This is a genomic window from Bacteroidota bacterium (assembly GCA_016715425.1).
GTDB lineage: Bacteria > Bacteroidota > Bacteroidia > Chitinophagales > BACL12 > JADKAC01.
Genome location: JADKAC010000003.1, coordinates 133,670 through 150,898, shown reverse-complemented (window position 1 = coordinate 150,898; position 17,229 = coordinate 133,670). Strand labels below are relative to the sequence as shown.

The 17,229-nt window shown below is 35.4% G+C and carries 8 protein-coding genes; 5 read left to right on the top strand and 3 right to left on the bottom strand.

Annotation, left to right across the window (positions count from 1 at the left end; genetic code table 11):
• Window positions 1–95 precede the first annotated feature (95 nt).
• Both IPN31_05245 and uvrA read left to right on the top strand, forming a co-directional pair.
• Entirely contained in the window at window positions 96–3,059 is a 2,964-nt protein-coding gene (locus IPN31_05245) for a DNA polymerase III subunit alpha (protein ID MBK8681308.1), read from the top strand.
• Between the two features lie 120 nt (window positions 3,060–3,179).
• Window positions 3,180–6,020 (top strand): excinuclease ABC subunit UvrA, encoded by a 2,841-nt coding sequence (gene uvrA / locus IPN31_05240; protein MBK8681307.1) that lies wholly within the window; start codon window positions 3,180–3,182, stop codon window positions 6,018–6,020.
• Between the two features lie 173 nt (window positions 6,021–6,193).
• On the opposite strand, the gene deoC is transcribed toward uvrA, so the two are convergent.
• Both deoC and secA read right to left on the bottom strand, forming a co-directional pair.
• Window positions 6,194–6,865, bottom strand: coding sequence for a deoxyribose-phosphate aldolase (gene deoC, locus IPN31_05235; protein ID MBK8681306.1), 672 nt, complete (start codon window positions 6,863–6,865; stop codon window positions 6,194–6,196).
• Window positions 6,858–10,166, bottom strand: a complete 3,309-nt coding sequence (gene secA, locus IPN31_05230; protein ID MBK8681305.1) for a preprotein translocase subunit SecA — start codon at window positions 10,164–10,166, stop codon at window positions 6,858–6,860. Before secA ends, deoC begins: the two co-directional genes overlap by 8 nt.
• A 173-nt stretch (window positions 10,167–10,339) precedes the next feature.
• Here secA and IPN31_05225 point away from each other — a divergent pair, with 173 nt between their 5' ends.
• Complete coding sequence (locus IPN31_05225) at window positions 10,340–11,656, top strand: hypothetical protein (protein MBK8681304.1); 1,317 nt, start codon at window positions 10,340–10,342, stop codon at window positions 11,654–11,656.
• Window positions 11,657–11,672: 16 nt separating this feature from the next.
• A complete protein-coding gene (alr, locus tag IPN31_05220; GenBank protein ID MBK8681303.1) occupies window positions 11,673–12,818 on the top strand; it encodes an alanine racemase in 1,146 nt (381 codons plus the stop codon).
• Between the two features lie 221 nt (window positions 12,819–13,039).
• Here alr and IPN31_05215 read toward each other — a convergent pair whose 3' ends face one another.
• Window positions 13,040–13,693 carry an MBL fold metallo-hydrolase gene (locus IPN31_05215; protein MBK8681302.1) on the bottom strand — a complete coding sequence of 218 codons (654 nt, stop codon included), beginning with the start codon at window positions 13,691–13,693 and terminating at the stop codon, window positions 13,040–13,042.
• A 79-nt stretch (window positions 13,694–13,772) separates the two neighbouring features.
• Between IPN31_05215 and IPN31_05210 the strand changes: the two genes are divergently transcribed.
• On the top strand, window positions 13,773–17,216 hold the full coding sequence (locus IPN31_05210; protein MBK8681301.1) for a PD40 domain-containing protein: 3,444 nt from the start codon (window positions 13,773–13,775) through the stop codon (window positions 17,214–17,216).
• Window positions 17,217–17,229: the final 13 nt, after the last annotated feature.

Sequence of the window (17,229 nt, the reverse complement as noted above, 5' to 3'; positions counted from 1 at the left end):
CTGTCAATTGTCAATTTAAAAAGTCTATGGTCAATGTTTTTCGCCAACAGCCAACTGCCAAAAGCTAACGGCCAATAGCCAACAGCCAAAAAAAAATGTACCTCAACACCCATTCATATTATAGTCTGCGATACGGAACATTATCCATTCAGCGATTGCTTGCACAAGCTGAGGAGTGTGGTATAAAATCATTTGCACTTACTGACATTAATAATACTTCCGGTTGGTTTGAATTATTGAAACATGCCCGCAATAAAAATATACATGTGGTGCCCGGAATTGATTTCAGAAATGATGATCAGCAATTGTATATCGGCATTGCAAAAAATCATGAAGGTCTTGCTGCACTCAATCGTTTTTTATCAGAACATCTGCTTGCAAAAAAAGCATTGCCCGAAATTGCTCCGCACATTGACAATACATATTTTATTTATCCTTTTAATGCGGATAAAAATTATGTGCTGGAAGAAAATGATTTTATCGGTGTGCGACCTGAACAATTAAATCGGTTGAAATTTTCAAAATACAAACGCTATACAAAAAAGTTAATAGCACTAAATCCGGTGAGTTTTGGTGGAAAAAAAGATCACAATGCACATCGCATTTTACAGGCGATTAATCACAATACTATCATCACAAAATTGGATGCAATCACGCTTGCTTCACCCACAGAAATTTTTTATAATTATGATCAACTAAAAAAACAATTTGAAGGCTTTGAATTTTTATTAAAGAATGCAGAAAATATTTTAGCTGATTGTCAATTCGATTTTGAATTTGGTGTCAATAAAAACAAACTGCATTTTACCGGCAATGAAAAAGAAGATATGGACCTGCTGTTGCAATTAACTTTTGAAGGAGTGCGCAAGCGTTATGGCAAAGTAAATAAAACACTGCTGGATCGGGTAAATAAAGAATTGGATATTGTTATTAAAAAAGGATTTGTCTGTTATTTTCTTATCAATTGGGATCTGGTGGAATATGCACGACGACAGGGTTACTTCTGCATTGGTCGTGGAAGCGGCGCCAATAGTTTAATTGCATATTGTCTGCGCATTACGGATGTGGATCCGATTGAACTCGATTTATATTTCGAACGGTTTATTAATTTATTTCGGGAAACGCCCCCTGATTTTGATATTGATTTTTCATGGAAAGATCGCAATGATGTAACCGAATATATTTTCAATAAATACACACATGAACATACAGCATTGTTAGGTACGTATTCGGAGTTTAAAGAAAAATCTTTTATTCGTGAAGTAGCAAAAACGTTTGGCTTACCGAAAAATGAAATTGATGCATTGATAAAACTCTATGGTGAAGAAAATTTTAATGCTGCAAAAATTCCGGATCGCATTGCGCAGAGTATTTATAATTACGGTGAATTTATTTATCGTTTTCCCAACATGCTCAGCATACATTCCAGCGGTATATTAATTTCAGAAAAACCCATTTATTATTATTCACCAACGTACCTACCACCTAAAGGATTTCCAACAGTACAATTTGATATGTATGTGGCAGAAGATATTGGATTATACAAATTTGATATTTTAAGTCAGCGGGGTTTAGGACATATTAAAGACACCATTCAATTAGTAAAAGAAAATAAAAATATAGCAATTGATATTTCACAAACAGAAACATTTAAAAAAGATCCACTATTAAATAAACGATTATCCGTTGGTGATGCTATCGGTTGTTTTTATATTGAGTCACCTGCAATGCGCACTCTATTATGCAAGTTGAAAACAAGCGATTATTTAAACTTAGTTGCTGCAAGTTCTATCATTCGTCCGGGTGTTGCCCGTTCGGGAATGATGCGCACATTTATTCAGCGGCATCGTTTTCCGGAAAGCAGAAAAGATATTCATCAGGTAATGGGAAATATTATGCCCGATACTTATGGTGTGATGGTATATCAGGAAGATGTGATTAAAGTAGCGCATCATTTTGCAAAACTTACATTGAGCGAAGCAGATGTGTTGCGTCGTGGTATGAGTGGAAAATATAGATCGAAAGAAGAGTTTCAACGCATTCGTGAAAAGTATTTTGAGAACTGTAGAAGTCAGGGTTATACAGAAGAATTAATGAAAGATGTATGGCATCAGATAGAAAGTTTTGCGGGTTATTCATTTGCAAAAGGACATAGTGCATCTTATGCTGTTGAGAGTTATCAAAGTTTATATTTAAAAACATATTATCCGCATGAATTTATGGTGGGCGTAATAAATAATTTCGGCGGATTTTATAGCACGGAATTATATGTGCATGAAGCAAAAATGCAGGGAGCAAAAATAGAAGCACCGTGTGTGAATTTAAGTTATAATGAAACTGTAATTTATAGTGATACAATTTATCTCGGCTTTCAACACATGCAAAATTTTGAAAGTAAAGTGATTGAAAATATTTTACATGAACGCTTATTAAATGGAAGTTTTAAAAGTCTGGATGATTTTTTATTGCGGGTAGAAATTTCATTGGAGCAATTAGAAATTTTAATTCAGATAAATGCATTTCGTTTTACAGAAATCCCAAAACATACGTTATTAATCGAAGCTTATATGCGATTAAACAAAACAAAAAAAACTTCTCCCGCAAAAGAATTATTTCCTCCGGAAAAAAGTGAAGTATTTCAATTCCCGGAATTGTTTGAAGATACTTTGCAAAATGCCTGGGACGAAATTCAGATTTTAGGATTTCCACTCACATCACCATTTGCACTTATTGCCAATCAGGAAATATTAAATCACAACTTAGTGAATGCTGTCGATCTTGAAAAACATATTGGCAAAAAAGTAGAAATAGTGGCTTATTACGTTACCCGCAAATACACTGCTACCATAAAAGGTGATGTAATGTATTTCGGCACCTTCGTTGACATACATGGGCATTGGTTAGATACCATACATTTTCCACCGGTGGCAAAAAAATATCGCTTTCAGGGAAAATGTTGTTACCACATTAAAGGAAAAGTAGTGGATGATTTCGGTGTATATTCTGTTGAAGTGGAATGGATGCAAGCACTCACTGTAAAAACACCGCAATATATATAGAAACATTCAGCCGTATCAAGTAAATCACTTTTTAAAGCGGTAACTTTGCAGCAATTTTTTAATCAAGTTTAGTTGAGAGAACACGTGAATAAGATAAATAAAAAACATATCCCGTCTGAAATTGCCGAACATGAAATTCCTTACCTAGAAGTAACCGGCGCCCGAGTACACAATCTGAAAAATATTGATATTAAAATTCCACGCAATAGTTTGGTGGTAATTACAGGCGTAAGTGGCAGTGGAAAAAGTTCGCTTGCATTCGATACTATTTATTCGGAAGGGCAACGCAGATATATGGAAAGTTTTTCTTCCTATGCGCAACAATTTATCGGCAACATGGAACGACCTGACGTAGATAATATCACAGGCCTGAGTCCGGTAATTTCTATCGAACAAAAAACAACTAATAAAAATCCGAGATCTACAGTTGGAACAGTAACAGAAATTTATGATTTCATGCGATTGCTTTTTGCACGGGCAAGCGATGCATATAGTTTTACCACCGGTGATAAAATGGTGCGTTTTACTGAAGAGCAAATTGTAGAAAATATTATTAAAAAATTTAAAGGCAAACGCATTGTGTTATTAGCACCTGTGGTTCGTGGCCGCAAAGGACATTACCGTGAATTATTTGAGCAGATTCGCAAGCAGGGATATTTAAAAGTGCGTATTGATGGAGAGATAAAAGATCTGGTTCCGAAGATGCAGGTGGATAGATATAAAGTGCATGATATTGAAATAGTAATTGACAGATTTAAAACTGATGCGGATGATATTCAACGCATCAATCAAAGTGTAACTCAGGCATTGCGTGCGGGAAAAGATTTGATAATGGTAAAGGAAAATGATAAAGAAACTATTATCAATTACAGTAAAAAATTGATGTGTCTTACTTCCGGAATTTCTTATGAAGAACCATCGCCAAATACATTTTCATTTAACTCGCCTTATGGTGCTTGTCCGAAATGCAAAGGGCTTGGTGTAGTGTATGAAACCAATTATAAACTGATGATTCCCGATGAAGATGTTACACTTAATTCGGGTGGTATTGTTCCCTTGGGTGATTACAGAGATAATACATTATTTCAGCAAGTACAATCCATTGCAAGAAAGTATAAATTTTCATTATCAACGGCTATAAAAAACATTCCGAAAAATGCATTGAATGAAATTTTATATGGCAATGCAAAAGGCAGAGATGCCATTGATGAAGAAGAAGTGAGCATGGCAAATATTGATCGCTGGTACACTTTGGAACATGGCGGATTGACACATTTAATTAAGCGTTGTTTCAATGATTCTATTTCTGAAAATATGCGGCGTTGGGCAGAAGAATTTATGGAGAAAACAACATGTGATAGTTGCAATGGAACAAGATTAAAAAATGAGTCGCTGTATTTTAAAATTGCAGAAAAAAATATCAGTGAAATTGTACAGTTGGATATTAATGAAGCATTAGATTGGTTTGAACATGTGGAAGAACACATGAATGCAAAACAACAAATTATTGCAAAAGATATTTTAAAAGAAATTCGTGCACGCATCGGATTTATTAAAAATGTAGGATTGGAATATCTTACACTTGATCGTGCATCACGTACTTTATCCGGAGGAGAATCACAACGTATTCGATTGGCAACACAAATAGGTTCTCAGCTTGTGGGCATCACTTATATTTTAGATGAACCTTCTATTGGTTTGCATCAACGGGATAATCAAAGATTGATACAAGCTTTGTATGATTTGCGTGATACAGGAAATACAGTTCTTGTTGTAGAGCATGATAAAGAAATGATGGAACATGCAGATTATATTATTGATATCGGTCCGGGTGCAGGAGTGCATGGTGGTAAAATTGTTGCCGCCGGAGAGCCTGTTGTTTTTAAAGCACAAAATTCTTTAACTGCAAAATATTTACGCAATGAAAAAACAATTCCTGTTCCTGAACACAGAAGAAAGGGCAATGGAAATCATATTAGTTTGCAAGGGGCAAGAGGACATAATTTAAAAGATGTTACAATCAATATTCCATTAGGTAAATTAGTTTGTATAACAGGAGTTTCGGGTAGTGGAAAATCCAGTGTGATAAATAGTACGTTGTTTCCTATTATGCAAAATCATTTTTATAAATCGAATAAAAAACCATTGCGTTATACTCGCATTTCAGGATTGCAACATGTAGATAAAGTGATTGAAATAGATCAGGCCCCAATTGGTCGTACACCACGTTCCAATCCTGTAACATATATTGATGTGTTTACCGAAATAAGAAATTTATTTGCATTAGTTCCGGAGGCAAAAATTCGTGGTTATGCAGCAGGTAGATTTTCATTTAATGTGAAGGCAGGAAGATGTGATGTGTGTGATGGGAATGGTATGAAAACTATTGAAATGAATTTTCTGCCGGATGTAAATGTGGAGTGTGAAAAGTGCAGAGGTAAAAGATATAATCGTGAGACGTTGGAGATTTATTTCAAAGGAAAAAATATTGCCGACGTTCTCAATTTAACTGTTGATCAGTCAGTAGAATTTTTTGAAAATCATCCGAAAATTTATCGTAAAGTAAAAACATTGCAGGATGTTGGATTGGGATATATTCATCTCGGACAATCTTCCACAACACTTTCAGGTGGAGAAGCACAGCGGGTAAAACTTGCAGAAGAATTAAGCAGAAAGGATACAGGCAATACCGTATATATTTTAGATGAACCAACAACGGGTTTGCATTTTGAAGATATACGAGTGTTGATGGAAGTTGTAAATAGTTTGGTGGATAAAGGCAATACGGTTTTAATTATAGAACATAATCTGGATGTAATAAAACTTGCCGATCATATCATTGATCTTGGTCCCGAAGGTGGCAATGGTGGCGGATATATAATTGCCGAAGGCACACCCGAAGAACTTGCAACTATCAAAGAAAGTTATACCGGATTTTATTTGAAAGACGAATTGATTTAATGTGAAAATGTGCGAATGATAATTAGCTGATGAGTTGATTAGCTGATTAGCCAATTAGCCGATGGAAGGTTCTCTCCAAGGTTGATGTCCCGCCAATTCTTTTTTAAATTGCTTTGCGCACTTTGCGTTTTTTTCTCTTAGCGTTCTTTACGGCTAGTTTTAAATACAGCAAATCAAATTTCTTGCATTATCGCCACACCATTACTTGTGCCTATTCTATCTGCACCGGAAGCTAAAAATGCGATTGCTTGTTCTTTTGTGCGTATGCCACCGGATGCTTTTATTTTTATTTTTTTATCCAATACCTTCCGCATCATTCGCACTGTTTCTAAATCAGCTCCGGGGGCATTTATTCCTGTTGATGTTTTGAGATAATCAATACCATAATCATTGGCGAGTTTACAAACTAAATCAATTTCTATTTCATTCAGCAATCCCGTTTCGGCAATGCATTTTATAATCTTGTTTTCGCTATGTACTAACTTGGTAAACATTTCCATTTCATTGTTCACCGTATCATAATCTGCATTTTTTATTGCTGCAATATTTAATACAATATCTAAATGATCTGCTCCTCTGGATAATGCATCTTCGGCCTCTTCAAATTTCGACATGATAGAATTATATCCAAATGGAAATCCGATAACGGTTGCAATCTGAATTTTTGTTTCGCCCAACAATTCTTTTGTATCATCTAAAAAATAAGGAGGAATACATACTGCCCCAAAACCAAATTCCGCAGCTTCTTTACACAACTTTTCAATTTGATCAATTACAATATCCGGCTTCAACAATGTATGTTCTATTGCATTGCGCAGTAAAAATATTTCGTCAGTACTATTCATCTTTTCCGTGACAGTTTTTATATTTTTTACCACTTCCACATGGGCATGCATCGTTGCGACCCACTTTCTTTTCAACTCGCACAGGTTCCAACGGTTTTTGTTGTTCACCACCACTTGTCCGTACTGCTCCCGGTCCACGACTTACTGCATCTTCACGGCTCTCTTTCATGTGACTTAAGTTAGTGCGTTGTGCTTGTGCTTGTTTCACTTCTTCTGAAGAACGGATTGGAATATTTCCTTTGAAAATAAAATTGGCTATTTCATGATTTACTTCACTTAACATTTTCTTAAACATTTCAAATGCTTCAAACTTATAAATCAACAATGGATCTTTTTGTTCATACACTGCCCCTTGCACTGCTTGTTTCAAATCATCCATACTGCGCAAATGTTCTTTCCAATGTTCATCAATTATAATTAATGTGATACTGCGTTCAATTGCTTTTGCTAATTCCCAACCTTCAGTCTCATACGCTTTTTTCAAATTCACAGTAACATTCACTCCCTTGCGAGAATCTGTATAAGGAACAATTACATTATCTAAAGTTTCTCCACGAGTTTGATATAAATCTTTTATCAGCGGAAATACTTTATCTATCTGTGCTTTTTGTTTGCGTTTATAAAATGCTTTTATACTTTGATACAATTTTTCTGCAACCACATTTTGCTTATCATTTGCAAAATCCTTTGCACTAATTTCCGGCTCAGTGCTGAAGTAGCGAATAACATCCAAAGTAAATCCTTCATAATCTTTATCGGGATAATAAGCAGCCACCACTTCCTCACATAAATCCATCAGTGTATTATTAATATCCACTGCCAATCTCTCACCTTGTAAAGCATGGTTGCGTTTGCGATAAATTAATTCACGCTGACTATTCATTACATCATCATATTCCAACAAACGTTTACGCACACCAAAATTATTTTCTTCTACTTTTTTCTGCGCACGTTCTATAGATTTTGTAATCATGCCGTGTTGAATTACTTCACCTTCTTTATAACCCATCGTATCCATAATTTTTGAAATACGATCAGAGCCAAACAAGCGCATCAGATTATCTTCAAGCGATACATAAAATTCAGAAGAACCCGGATCACCCTGACGACCGGCACGACCTCGCAACTGTCTGTCCACACGACGTGAATCATGTCGCTCTGTTCCTATAATTGCCAATCCACCTGCCTCTTTCACACCTTCACCCAATTTAATATCCGTACCACGACCGGCCATATTTGTTGCAATTGTAACACTACTTGTTTTACCTGCTTCTGCAACAATCTCTGCTTCACGTTGATGTTGTTTTGCATTCAGCACATTATGTTTTACACCTTTCATCTGCAACATACGACTTAGCAATTCTGAAATTTCCACCGATGTTGTTCCCACTAAAACCGGACGACCTGCTTTCACTAATTCATCAATACGAGCGATTACTGCATTGAATTTTTCCTTACGAGTTTTGTAAACGTAATCTTCTAAATCTTTTCTTGTTATAGCTCTATTTGTTGGAATTACAGTTACATCTAATTTATAAATCTCCCACAACTCACCAGCTTCTGTTTCTGCTGTTCCTGTCATACCCGCAAGCTTGTGATACATGCGGAAATAATTTTGCAAAGTGATAGTTGCATACGTTTGTGTTGCTGCTTCTACTTTCACATTTTCTTTTGATTCAATTGCCTGATGCAATCCATCGGAATAACGACGGCCTTCCAGAATACGACCTGTTTGTTCATCCACAATTTTTACCTTACCATCCATCACCACATACTCCACATCTTTTTCAAATAAAGTATATGCTTTTAATAATTGTTGTAATGAATGTATGCGCTCACTTTTAATTGAGAAGTCTTGCATCAACACATCTTTTTCTGCAACTTTTTCTTCTTTCGTTTTTTCACTGCGTTCGATATCCGCAACCATTGCACCCACATCCGGAATAATAAAGAAGTGTGGATCTTCTCCCGATTCTGTAATTAGTTCTATGCCTTTGTCTGTTAAGTCAACACTGTTATGTCGTTCGTCAATTACAAAAAATAAATCCTTATCAATTTCAGGCATGCGCTTATTATTCTCTGCCATATATACACCTTCAGTATCCAACAATAATTGTCGGGCACCTTGCTCACTTAAAAATTTAATGAGTGCAGTATTTTTTGGCAATGCACGATATGCCCTCAACAATGCAAGACCTGCTTCTTTTGTTTTTCCATCTGCATATAATCGTTTAGCATCGGTTAAAAACACGTTGGCTATTTTGCGTTGTGCTTCATAAATTTTTATAATGCGTGGTTTTAAATTCCCGAATTCCTGTATATCGCCTTTTGGAACCGGACCAGAAATAATTAATGGAGTTCTCGCATCATCCACTAAAACGGAATCCACTTCATCCACCATTGCATAATGATGTTTGCGTTGCACTTTTTCTATTGAAGTGCGCACCATGTTATCACGTAAATAATCAAAGCCAAATTCATTGTTTGTTCCGTAAGTAATATCATTTAAATAAGCTTTGCGTCGTTCTTCTGAATTGGGTTGATGTTTATCTATACAATCAATAGTAATTCCCAAAAAATTAAAGAGTGGTGCATTCCATTCAGAGTCACGTAAAGCCAGATAATTATTTACAGTTACAATATGTACCCCCAATCCGGGCAATGCATTTAAATAAGCCGGTAAAGTAGCCACCAAAGTTTTTCCTTCACCTGTTGCCATCTCCGCAATTTTCCCCTGATGCAAAACAACGCCACCAATTAACTGCACATCATAATGTACCATGTTCCAAACAATTGTTCCACCTGCTGCATCCCATGTATTACTGTAAATTGCTTTGTCGCCTTCAATGCGAATAAAATCTTTATGAATGGTTAAATCACGATCTAATTGTGTGGCATTGGAAACAAGTTCTTTATTTTCTGAAAAGCGATGTGCTGTTTCTTTTACCACCGCAAATGCTTCGGGTAAAATTTGCAACAATACTTTTTCTAATTCTTTATCACGCTCTTTTATCAATTCATCTACTTGCTTATACAAATCATCTTTTTCTTCCGCACTATCCATATCCATAGCATCTGCCTGACTACGCATGGATTCTACTTTATCATCAATAGGTTTTAAAAATGCTGCTATTGTAGCTTTAAATTCATTTGTTTTATTCCGCAACTGATCGTTCGTGAGTGGTTGCAATTTTTCATAAAACGCATTTATTTCTCCTACAAGAGGTTCAATAAGTTTTATATCTTTTTCGTGTTTATTACCACCAAAAAGTTTTGAAATGGATTTAGAGAGAAAATTCATAAGTCGAGTAAGTCTTTGAAAAAACTGCATTTGGACAAAAATCATTCCTTGAGCAGATGGGCAAAGATAAGAAAAGTGCAGGCAGGAATCTATTGCAATAGCATATCAAAAACACAATGGAATCACCCTTTACAGTCAAAGGGTTTCGGGCAATACCGTACTTTTACAGGTGCATGGAATATACTATAACAGCAATAGAAAAAATATTGAAAGGTAATGGACAGCTTGTCAGACCGAATGATATTGTGGATCAGCTATTGACAGATTCAAGGAATATTACCGATGGCCACAAGAGTGTATTTTTTGCAATTGTAGGTGCTCAACACGATGGTCATAAATACATAAGTCATGCACATGCAAAAGGTGTAAGAAATTTTGTGGTTGAACGATTTATAGAATATGGTTTTACAGATTCCAATTTTATTTTAGTTGAAAATAGTATTCAGTCTTTACAAAAATTAGCGGCCTATCATCGGCAGCAAATGCAGATTCCTATAATTGGAATTACAGGTAGTAATGGAAAAACTGTAGTGAAGGAATGGCTGCATTTTTTATTGCGCAACACTTTTAATATTTGCAGAAGTCCGAAAAGTTATAACTCGCAAATTGGCGTTCCATTATCTGTAGCGCAAATAAATTCTACACATACGCTTGGCATTTTTGAAGCCGGTATTTCTCAACCCGATGAAATGCAACAGTTAGAAAAAGTGATTCAACCCACGTTTGGCATTTTTACAAATATCGGTTCAGCGCATAATGCAGGATTTAAAAACACAGAAGAAAAAATTGCGGAGAAATTAAAATTGTTTACGCATGCTGAAACTGTTTTGTATTGCAAAGATTTTACAGCGATAGATAATCAAATGCAATTGTTATCTGCAAAAAAAATCACATGGAGTAAACATTCTGATGATAGCGATTGGCAATTGAAAAATATAACAACAGAAAAAGGTGAAACACATTTTGAATTACATTCTGCAATACATAAATACAACATTTCAATTCCGTTTACTGATGCAGCTTCATTAGAAAATGCAGTGCATGCATTTATTGCAGCTTCGGTTTTTAATGCTGATATTGAAGCACTCATTCCGATGATGAAAATTTTACCATCGGTAAGTATGCGACTTGAATTAAAAAAAGGATTACATAATTCCACTTTGATAAATGATGTGTATAGTGCAGATATCGCATCGCTTGAAATTGCATTGCATTATTTAAATCAACAATCGGGAAATGGCGCACAACAGAAACATGTAATTCTAAGTGATATGGATGGCAGTGGTGAAGATGAAGAAAAATTATATACACATGTAGCGCAATTATTACAACAACACGATGTAAAATATTTTACCGGAATAGGAGAGGATTTAGTTCAACACAAACAATTATTTGCAGAGATAAGTAATACAGAATTTTTTAAAAGTACTGAAGAAGCGCTTCAAAATTTTAAACCCGAAATCCATTGCAAATCATGTAGTATTAATTAAAGGCGCACGTCGTTTTATGTTGGAGCGAATAAGTAATGTTTTAACACAACGCACTCATGGAACTGTAATGAAAATTCACATGCATCATATTGCACATAACTTACAAGTGTATCGCAGTATGTTGCAGCCGGGAGTGAAAATGATGGTGATGGTGAAAGCATTTTCTTATGGAAGTGGTACTGCTGAAATAGCAAATTTATTAGCCTTTAATCGTGTGGATTATCTGGCGGTTGCGTATGCGGACGAAGGTGTGGAGTTGCGTCGCAATGGAGTGCATCTTCCCATTATGGTGATGAATCCTGAACCGGAAACATTTGCACAAATGCTGCAATATAAATTAGAACCGGAGATATATAATTTTCGTATTCTGCAATTGTTTGTCGCCTTTTTAAAAAATGAAAATTATAATGATTCACCAATTTCCATTCATATAAAATTGGATACCGGTATGCATCGTTTGGGATTTATGCCCGATGATATTCCGCAGTTGGTTAAAAATATTTTACAACAAAAACAATTACATATTACTTCTGTGTTTTCGCATTTGGCGGCGGCAGATGAAATGCAACAAGATGCATTTACTCTGCAACAAATTACTGTATTTAAATCTGCATGTGATGTGTTGGAAAAACAAATGGGTTATGCTCCCATGCGCCACATTTTAAATTCGCCCGGTATCAGTAAATTTCCGGAAGCACAAATGGATATGGTGCGATTAGGAATTGGTTTATATGGTGATGATCCTGCAAAACATGTTTCTGAAAAACTATTATTTACTTCCAGTATAGAAACTACAGTAACACAAATAAAAAATATTAATGCAGGTGAAAGTATTGGTTATGGCAGAAGTGTTATTGCCGAAAAAAATATGCGCATCGCTACATTAAATATTGGGTATGCAGATGGTTTTAGAAGAAGTTTAGGAAATGGTGTTGCAAAAGTTTGGATAAATAACAATCTGTATTCTGTGGTTGGTCGAGTGTGTATGGATATGATAATGGTGGATATAACTGGAGCAAAAAATATTGCAGAAGGCGATGTAGCAGAAATTTTTGGTGAGCATATTTCATTACAACAATTTTCGGAATGGATGCAGACAATTCCTTATGAAGTACTCACCGGAATCTCACAGCGTGTGAAGAGGATTTATTTGCAGGAATAGCTGGCAATTGACAGTTGACAATGAAAAAAAGGTATCGTTGATTAAAAGGCTATTGGCTGTTTGCTATTTGCAATTGGCTACGTACAAAATGTTTCAAGTTCTATGTTTCAGGTTTCGGGTTAATGCCATTATTCACCATTCACCATTCATCATTCAATACCCAACACTATTTTAAAATCACACAAATCCTAAAATCCTTAAATCCTAATTCAGACAATTCCTCAATACCCAATACCCTCCCTCAAAAACGGATTAAACTTTCGCTCCCGACCAACAGTTGTCTCAGGTCCGTGACCTGGATATACGGTTACTATATCGTCCAAAGTCATCAATTGTGTATTTATTGATTGCATTAAAGTATTCAGATTTCCGCCGGGTAAATCATAGCGACCAATGCTATCCAAAAACAACACATCACCACTTATTATATATCCTTCCCGCTTATTATAAAAACAAATACTGGCAGGTGAATGACCGGGCGTATATAAAATTTCGAATGTTGTATTTCCGAAAGAAAAGGTATCACCTCCATCTAAAAACTGCTCAGGGTCGGGAGATTTCTCATACACAATTCCCATAGTGTCAGCGTAGGTTTCCACAGCTTTTAACACAGGCACTTCCTCCTTATGCATCACTAATGGAATGTTATATTTATCACATAAAAAATAATTGCCCAACACATGATCTATATGGCAATGTGTGTTTAACACATACTGCGGTTTCAATTTATTTTTTTCGATAAATGCGACTAATTCTTTTTTCTCTTCAGGCGTATAACAACCCGGATCAATAATTACACATTGCAGTGTATCATCATAAATAATATACGTGTTTTCGGCAAATGGATTGAAAGTAAAACTGGCAATACGGCTCATGGTAATTTCGTTACATTGTAATTTTTGTGGAAGAATCGGAACTTTAGGGCAAATCTACGTATTTTGGTACGTGAGTAAAATGAGCAAATCACAAGTATTTACAACAGTCTATTTAATTCTCATAAGTAGTGTATTCTATGTGGGAAATGCGCATGCCCAAGGCACTCAGGTGCAGTTTGGTCAAAATCGTGTGCAATACAAAGAATTCCTTTGGCAGTTTTATGAAAGCGATCATTTTAAAATTTATTTCAATCAGGGCGGACAAAACATCGGTCGCTTTGTGGCGCAAATGGCAGAGAATGATTTGGATGAAATTCAGGATCTGTTGGATTATAAACTGAATGTGAAACCTGAGCTGATGATTTATAATACCATGTCGGATTTTAATCAAAGCAATTTCGCAATAGGCAACGAGATCACTTATAATATTGGTGGTCATACAAAAATTATCGGCAATAAATTATTCTTATACTTTGATGGCGACCATCAACATCTGCGTACACAAATTCGTGAAGGCTTAGGAAAGATGCTGATAAGCAGCATGATTTTCGGAGGGAGTTTACAGGAGATTGTTCAAAATGCAGTGCTATTAAATTTACCTGATTGGTTTGTTGATGGTTTAGCTTCATATATCGGTGAAGAATGGAGTACTGAATTAGATAATGAATTGCGTGAAGGAATTACGTCCGGAAAATTTGAAAAATTTAGTAAACTCACCGGCGATGATGCACGGTTTGCAGGACATTCATTCTGGTATTATATCGCCGAGAAATATGGTGAAGCAAATATTCCAAACTTATTATATCTGATTCGAATCAACCGCAGTTTAGAGAATGGATTTTTATTTGTGTTAGGCACATCAGTTAATCAAACTATTGCTGATTGGTATGCCTATTACAGCGTCCGATATGCACAGGAAGCAAAAGGAAAAGAGGTTCCTCAAGAAACTAGAATGATAGAGCGAAAATCAAAAAAGAATCTTACCTATCATAATGCACGCATAAGTCCCGATGGAAAAAATATTGCTTATGTAACTGATGATTTCGGCAAGTTTAAAGTGTATGTACAACCTGTGGATGATAAGAAAGCAAAAAAAATAAAGAAGGGTGGATTAAAAACACATATCATGGCTACCGATTTAAATTATCCTTTGGTAATATGGAGTCCGGATGGAAAAGTGGTTGGAGTGATTTATGAAAAACGTGCCCGCACTTTTGTGATGACTTATAACATAGATGAGAAGAAAAAAGAGGAAAAAGAAATTACAAGGTTTCAAAGAATTACAGATGCATCTTTTGGAAAAGATAATAGAACAATTGTATTAAGCGCTATTAATAAAGGTCAATCAGATATCTATGTATATTATTTAAATAATGCTAGACTCGAACAAATCACAAACGATTATTATGATGATGCAAATCCACGATTTATTAAAACAGATAATGGCTACGAAGGAATTTTATTTGCATCCAACAGAGACAGTAAAAAAATAACACAGACATCTACCATTGATACAATTTTACCTGTGGGGAATATGGATTTATTTTTTTATAAATACAATACAAAATCGGATGTGCTGATAAAGATTACTGAAACACATAATGTAACTGAATCTGCTCCTATACAAATTGATAAAACTCATTTTGCATACCTCAGCGATCAGAATGGAATAGTGAATCGCTTTGCAGGATATTTAGATACAGTTTATACGCACACAAATACAGTAGTGTATTTTAAAGATTCTACAATCGTAAATCCGAAATTTGATATCAGTGAAATTTATACCCAACCGGATTTTGATTCTATAGGTTATTTTAAAATGTATAAAGACACCGCTTACACATTTGCAATTTCTAATTATACCACAAATATTTTAGAGCATGACGCAAGCATGCGCACAGGTAAAATTCTGGAAGTGTTTCGAAGCAATGGTGCTACTCGATTTTATATAGCACCTGTTCCGAAAGCAATTGGCGCCACCACAGAAGAGCAATTGTTCAATACCAGTTATCGGAATTTTATTGATGAAAAAAATAAGAAAAAAAATAGCAAACAAACAGAAATTGTATTGCCAAATGTTACTGAATATATAAATACAGATACTACAAGTAAGCAATCGCAAGTAACAGGAAATATTTTCAATACTGGTATGTTATTCCAAAGTGATTTTGCACCACCGGCAAAAAAAGTAGTGGAAGAAAGCGAAGTAATTACTCTCGATAAATCTGTGGAAGAAGATAAGAATAATCTGATTACAGAAAATGCATTTAAGCAAACTCGTATTCAGGGATATCGTTTGAAATTTTCTAGTGAGTATGTGTTGACACAATTGGATAATGGCTTATTCATTAATAAATATCAAAACTTTACAACCACCGGCGGCACTTTTGAAAACCCAGTGTTAAGTGGATTGCTGGCAATGAGTATCAGCGATTTGTTTGAAGACTATCGCTTCACCGGTGGCTTTCGTTTTCCAACAACTTTTGATGGAGGAGAATATTTTGTGCAGTATGAAGATTTAAAACATCGCTGGGATAAACGACTTACATATTATTATCATTATCAGCGTGAACAATATACATTTCAACCAGTGTGGTTTCCTGTTGTTGATTCAAGAAATAAAACAAATATTGTAGAAGGAAGTCTGAAGTATCCAATTGATATTTCACGTAGTATTCGGGGAAGTGTTTCCTATCGTGCAGATAAAGTTATTTTTCTTGCCGGCGATACGTTTAGTTTGAATCAACCGAATTATAAAGAGGATTGGCTAACATTTAAATTGGAATATGTATTTGATAATACATTTCCGGTAATGACAAATATTTTAAATGGTACACGTTATAAATTTTGGTTTGAAATTCACAAACAATTTTCTGTGAATACGGATCAGGGAATTGATGTGAGTTTTAATGATGGTTATCTCGGTGTAATTGGTGTGGATTTCCGTCATTATCAAAAAATTCATCGTTCATTTATTTGGGCAAATCGTATTGCTGGCGGACTTTCATTCGGCACCCAAAAAATGATTTATTATCTGGGTGGTGTCGATAGTTGGATAGCGCCTGTATTTAATGAAAACACACAAATAAATTACGAACAGAATTATGCATTTCAAACGGTGGGAACACCGGTGCGAGGCTACGAACAAAATATTCGCAATGGAAATGCATTTGCAGTATTTAATAGTGAATTGCGTTTTCCTGTTTTCAGTTATCTGATTAATAAACCTATTAAAGCACAGATTGTCCGCAACTTTCAGGTAGTAGGATTTTTTGATGCAGGTACAGCATGGGAAGGTAAATCACCTTTCAATCAAGAGAATCCATACAATAGTGTAAACTTTGGTCAGCCACCTTTAGATGTAGATGTAAATTTCTTCCGTGATCCTGTAGTTGCCGGTTTCGGTTGGGGATTGCGCACAACCATCTTCGGATATTTTCTGCGTTTGGATCGTGCCCGTGGAATTGAAATCAATGGTCTGACAAAAGGCTATTGGTATTTTTCTTTGAGTTTGGATTTTTAAAAAAAGCTATTGG

Coding starts and splice junctions, on each gene's coding strand:
- alr (MBK8681303.1), top strand. CDS start 11,673: ATGTTGGAGCGAATAAGTAATGTTTTAACACAACGCACTCATGGAACT.
- IPN31_05210 (MBK8681301.1), top strand. CDS start 13,773: ATGAGCAAATCACAAGTATTTACAACAGTCTATTTAATTCTCATAAGT.
- IPN31_05225 (MBK8681304.1), top strand. CDS start 10,340: ATGGAATATACTATAACAGCAATAGAAAAAATATTGAAAGGTAATGGA.
- IPN31_05245 (MBK8681308.1), top strand. CDS start 96: ATGTACCTCAACACCCATTCATATTATAGTCTGCGATACGGAACATTA.
- deoC (MBK8681306.1), bottom strand. CDS start 6,865: ATGAATAGTACTGACGAAATATTTTTACTGCGCAATGCAATAGAACAT.
- secA (MBK8681305.1), bottom strand. CDS start 10,166: ATGAATTTTCTCTCTAAATCCATTTCAAAACTTTTTGGTGGTAATAAA.
- IPN31_05215 (MBK8681302.1), bottom strand. CDS start 13,693: ATGAGCCGTATTGCCAGTTTTACTTTCAATCCATTTGCCGAAAACACG.